The following is a 3811-nucleotide window of genomic DNA, read 5'->3' on the forward strand; positions in this document are numbered from 1 at the left end:
TTGCCATCCGCGAGGGCGGCCGCACCGTCGGTGCCGGCGTCGTCGCCAACATCATCCAGTGATCTGAAGACACGCGGGGATCGTCCGACCATGGACGCGCAGAATATCAGAATTCGGCTCAAGGCTTTCGATCACCGCGTGCTCGATCAGTCGGTGCGGGAAATCGTTGGCACGGCCAAGCGGACCGGGGCGCGCGTGCGCGGCCCGATCCCGCTACCCAATCGAATTGAGAAGTTCACGGTGCTGCGTTCGCCGCACATCGACAAGAAGAGCCGCGAGCAGTTCGAGATCCGGACGCACAAGCGCCTTCTGGACATCGTCGACCCCACTCCGCAGACCGTGGACGCGCTGATGAAGCTCGACCTGGCCTCTGGTGTGGACGTCGAGATCAAGCTCTGAGGCTTAGAAAATCATGCGTACGGGGCTGTTGGCCCAGAAAATGGGTATGACGCGGCTGTTCGGCGTGGACGGAAGTCACGTGCCGGTCACCGTGTTGAAGGTCGAGGACTGCGAGGTCGTCGCGGTCCGCACTGCCGAGAAGGATGGCTACACCGCCATCCAGCTCGGAGTCGGCCCGAAGAGCGCCAAGAATGTGTCGAAGCCGATGCGCGGCCACTTCGCCAAGGCGAAGGTCGAACCCAAGGCATACGTCGCCGAGTTCCGGGTTTCCGAGGATGCGGTGCTGGATGTGGGTGCGCGCCTCTCGGTGGAGCATTTCGTTGAAGGCCAGTTCGTCGACGTGACCGGCATTTCGATCGGTCGCGGCTTCGCCGGCGTCATGAAGCGGCACAATTTCGGCGGCCTGCGCGCCACCCATGGCGTGTCGATCTCGCATCGCTCGCACGGCTCGACCGGCCAGCGGCAGGATCCGGGTCGAGTGTTTCCCGGCAAGAAGATGGCCGGGCATATGGGTGCGAAGCAGCGGACCGTGCTGAACCTTGAAGTGTTCGGCGTGGACGAGGAGCGCGGCCTGATCCTGGTCAAGGGTTCGGTGCCGGGGGCTGAGGGCTCCTGGGTCCGGATCCGCGATGCGGTCAAGCGGGCCGCGCCGAAAGATGCACCCTATCCGGCCGGCCTAGTCGCCGCGGGAGCCGAGTGATGCAGATCGTCGTCAAGACGCTGGAGGCCGAGGACGCCGGGACCATCGAGCTGGCGGATGCCGTGTTCGGCCTAGAGCCGCGCGCCGACATCCTGCAGCGGGTGGTGCTGTGGCAACTCGCCAAGCGGCGGGCCGGCACGCACAAGGTGAAGAGCCGCGGCGAGGTCCGCGGCTCGACCGCCAAGATCTACAAGCAGAAGGGTACGGGTCGCGCCCGCCACGGCAACAAGCGCGCCCCGATCTTCCGTACCGGTGGGCGGGCTCATGGGCCCACCCCGCGTGATCACGGCTTCGACCTGCCCAAGAAGGTCCGGGCGCTCGGCCTGCGCATGGCCCTGTCCGACAAGGCCAAGAGCGGCAAGCTGATCGTCATCGACAAGCTCGAGCTCGACCAGCCGCGCACCAAGGAGCTGGTCGCCCGGCTCGGCAAGCTCGGTCTGGATAAGGTGCTGTTCGTCGGTCCCGCCGAGCTGCAGGTCAATTTCGCGCTCGCCTCGCGCAACCTGACCCAGGTGGACGTGCTCCCCTCGGTTGGTGCGAACGTCTACGACATCCTGCGCAGCGACCAGCTGGTACTCAGCAAGGACGCGGCCCAGGAACTTCAGGAGCGCCTGGCATGAACCAGGAGCGGATCTACGACATCATTCTGGCCCCGGTGGTCACGGAAAAGTCGACCCGGATCTCCGAGCTGAACCAGGTCACCTTCAAGGTGCGTGGCGATGCGGCGAAGCCGGAGATCAGGCAGGCGGTGGAGAAGCTCTTCAACGTCAAGGTCACCGCGGTGAACACGCTGGTGACCAAGGGTAAGACGAAGCGCTTCAAGGGCAAGGCGTATCGGCGCAGCGACGTCAAGAAGGCGATCGTGACGCTGGAAGCCGGCCAGACCATCGACGTGACGACGGGGATCTGAGGCCATGGCGCTGAAGAACTACAACCCCATCACGCCCTCGCAGCGCGAGCTGGTGCTGGTGGACAAGTCGGAGCTGTGGAAGGGCAAGCCGGTCAAGTCCCTGACCGAGGGCCTCTCCAAGTCCGGCGGCCGCAACCATTTCGGCCGGATCACCACCCGCCACATCGGTGGCGGGCACAAGCGTTCCTACCGACTGGTCGACTTCAAGCGTCGCAAGTTCGACGTGGTCGGCACGGTCGAGCGGCTGGAATACGATCCGAACCGGACCGCCTTCATCGCGCTGGTGAAGTACGAGGACGGCGAGCAGGCCTACATCCTGGCCCCGCAGCGGCTGCGCGCGGGCGATAGGGTGGTGGCCGGCGAGCGGGTCGACATCAAGCCCGGCAACGCCGCACCCCTGCGAGCGATCCCGGTCGGCACGATCGTGCACAACCTGGAGATCAAGCCGGGCAAGGGCGGGCAGATTGCCCGGTCCGCCGGCTCGTTCGCCCAGCTGATCGGCCGCGACGGCGATTACTGTCAGATCCGCCTGAACTCGGGCGAGATCCGCCGGATCCTGCAGACCTGCATGGCGACGGTGGGTGCTGTGTCGAATCCGGACCACCAGAACGAGAATCTGGGCAAGGCCGGCCGGCAGCGCTGGAAGGGCACCCGCCCGACCGTGCGCGGCGTCGCAATGAACCCGGTCGATCATCCGCTTGGCGGTGGCGAAGGCCGCACCTCGGGTGGCCGTCATCCGGTCAGCCCGTGGGGCCAGCCCACCAAGGGTTACCGTACCCGCCGCAACAAGCGCACGACCAGCATGATCGTGCGTTCGCGGCACGTCGCGAAGAAGCGTGGAGGTTAAGGCGTGGCCCGCTCAGTTTGGAAGGGTCCGTTCGTCGACGGCTATCTGTTCAAGAAAGCCGATGCCGCACGGCGTTCGGGCCGCAACGAGATCATCAAGATCTGGTCGCGCCGCTCCACCATCATGCCTGAGTTCATCGGCCTGACCTTCGCCGTGCACAACGGCAAGAAGCACCTGCCGGTCTACGTGACGGACAACATGGTCGGGCACAAGTTCGGCGAGTTCGCGCCGACCCGGACCTTCTCCGGTCACGGTGCCGACAAGAAGGCGAAGAGGGGCTGACATGAGCAAGCCCAAAGCAGAGCGCAAGGTCAGCGCCAACGAGGCGTTCGCCGAGGACACGCTGGTCCGCTCCAGCCCGCGCAAGCTCGATCTGGTGGCCGGGCTGATCCGGGGCATGTCGGCTGGCCGCGCCATGACCGCGCTGGAGTTCTCGCGCAAGCGGGTGGCGCTCGAGGTCCAGAAAACCTTGAAGTCCGCCATTGCGAACGCCGAGAACAATCACAATCTGGACGTGGACCGGCTGGTCGTCGCCGAGGCTTACGTAGGCAAGCGCTTCGTCATGAAGCGCCTGCATCCGCGTGCCCGCGGCCGTGCCGCCCGGGTGGAGAAGTTCTACAGCCGTCTGCGCATCGTCGTCCGTGAGCAGAGCGAGGGAAGGGCCTGATGGGTCACAAGGTAAATCCCGTCGGTCTGCGGGTCGGCATCAATCGTACCTGGGATTCGCGCTGGTTCGCGGAGAACGGCTACGCCAAGATGCTGAAGGAAGACATCCAGATCCGTGAGTTTCTGGAGAAGCGCCTGTCGAACGCCGGCGTGTCGCGGGTGGTGATCGAGCGTCCGGCCAAGAAGGCCCGGGTGATGATTTATACCGCGCGGCCTGGCGTGGTGATCGGCAAGAAGGGCGAGGCGATCGAGGTGCTCCGGCGCGAGGTGGCCCAGCGCTGCTCCGCCG

Annotated in this window: 8 protein-coding genes; all 8 read left to right on the top strand. The window is 65.5% G+C overall.

Features of this window, described 5'->3' with window-relative positions; genetic code table 11:
* The first annotated feature begins 90 nt into the window (after positions 1–90).
* Positions 91–399, top strand: coding sequence for a 30S ribosomal protein S10 (gene rpsJ / locus EQG76_RS27060; RefSeq protein ID WP_159718061.1), 309 nt, complete (start codon positions 91–93; stop codon positions 397–399).
* A gap of 13 nt (positions 400–412) precedes the next feature.
* The gene (gene rplC / locus EQG76_RS27065; RefSeq protein ID WP_159718063.1) at positions 413–1099 is read left to right on the top strand and encodes a 50S ribosomal protein L3; all 687 of its coding nucleotides are present in this window, start codon (positions 413–415) and stop codon (positions 1097–1099) included.
* Positions 1099–1719 (top strand): 50S ribosomal protein L4, encoded by a 621-nt coding sequence (gene rplD / locus EQG76_RS27070; RefSeq protein ID WP_159718065.1) that lies wholly within the window; start codon positions 1099–1101, stop codon positions 1717–1719. Before rplC ends, rplD begins: the two co-directional genes overlap by 1 nt.
* A complete protein-coding gene (locus EQG76_RS27075; protein WP_159718067.1) occupies positions 1716–2009 on the top strand; it encodes a 50S ribosomal protein L23 in 294 nt (97 codons plus the stop codon). Before rplD ends, EQG76_RS27075 begins: the two co-directional genes overlap by 4 nt.
* A 4-nt stretch (positions 2010–2013) precedes the next feature.
* Positions 2014–2856 (top strand): 50S ribosomal protein L2, encoded by an 843-nt coding sequence (rplB, locus tag EQG76_RS27080; RefSeq protein ID WP_159718069.1) that lies wholly within the window; start codon positions 2014–2016, stop codon positions 2854–2856.
* Between the two features lie 3 nt (positions 2857–2859).
* Positions 2860–3138 carry a 30S ribosomal protein S19 gene (gene rpsS / locus EQG76_RS27085; protein WP_159718071.1) on the top strand — a complete coding sequence of 93 codons (279 nt, stop codon included), beginning with the start codon at positions 2860–2862 and terminating at the stop codon, positions 3136–3138.
* Position 3139: 1 nt separating this feature from the next.
* Positions 3140–3523, top strand: a complete 384-nt coding sequence (gene rplV, locus EQG76_RS27090) for a 50S ribosomal protein L22 (RefSeq protein ID WP_159718073.1) — start codon at positions 3140–3142, stop codon at positions 3521–3523.
* Positions 3523–3811: KH domain-containing protein (locus EQG76_RS27095; protein ID WP_200841162.1), on the top strand; the 289-nt coding region annotated here is incomplete at its 3' end. The genes rplV and EQG76_RS27095, both read left to right, overlap by 1 nt.

This window comes from Geminicoccus flavidas (genome assembly GCF_009806515.1).
Taxonomy (GTDB): Bacteria; Pseudomonadota; Alphaproteobacteria; order Geminicoccales; family Geminicoccaceae; genus Geminicoccus; species Geminicoccus flavidus.

What these genes read in the sequence shown, in the direction of transcription:
- rplD (WP_159718065.1), top strand. Translation starts at nt 1,099, where the DNA reads ATGCAGATCGTCGTCAAGACGCTGGAGGCCGAGGACGCCGGGACCATC.
- rplV (WP_159718073.1), top strand. Translation starts at nt 3,140, where the DNA reads ATGAGCAAGCCCAAAGCAGAGCGCAAGGTCAGCGCCAACGAGGCGTTC.
- rpsJ (WP_159718061.1), top strand. Translation starts at nt 91, where the DNA reads ATGGACGCGCAGAATATCAGAATTCGGCTCAAGGCTTTCGATCACCGC.
- rplB (WP_159718069.1), top strand. Translation starts at nt 2,014, where the DNA reads ATGGCGCTGAAGAACTACAACCCCATCACGCCCTCGCAGCGCGAGCTG.
- rplC (WP_159718063.1), top strand. Translation starts at nt 413, where the DNA reads ATGCGTACGGGGCTGTTGGCCCAGAAAATGGGTATGACGCGGCTGTTC.
- EQG76_RS27075 (WP_159718067.1), top strand. Translation starts at nt 1,716, where the DNA reads ATGAACCAGGAGCGGATCTACGACATCATTCTGGCCCCGGTGGTCACG.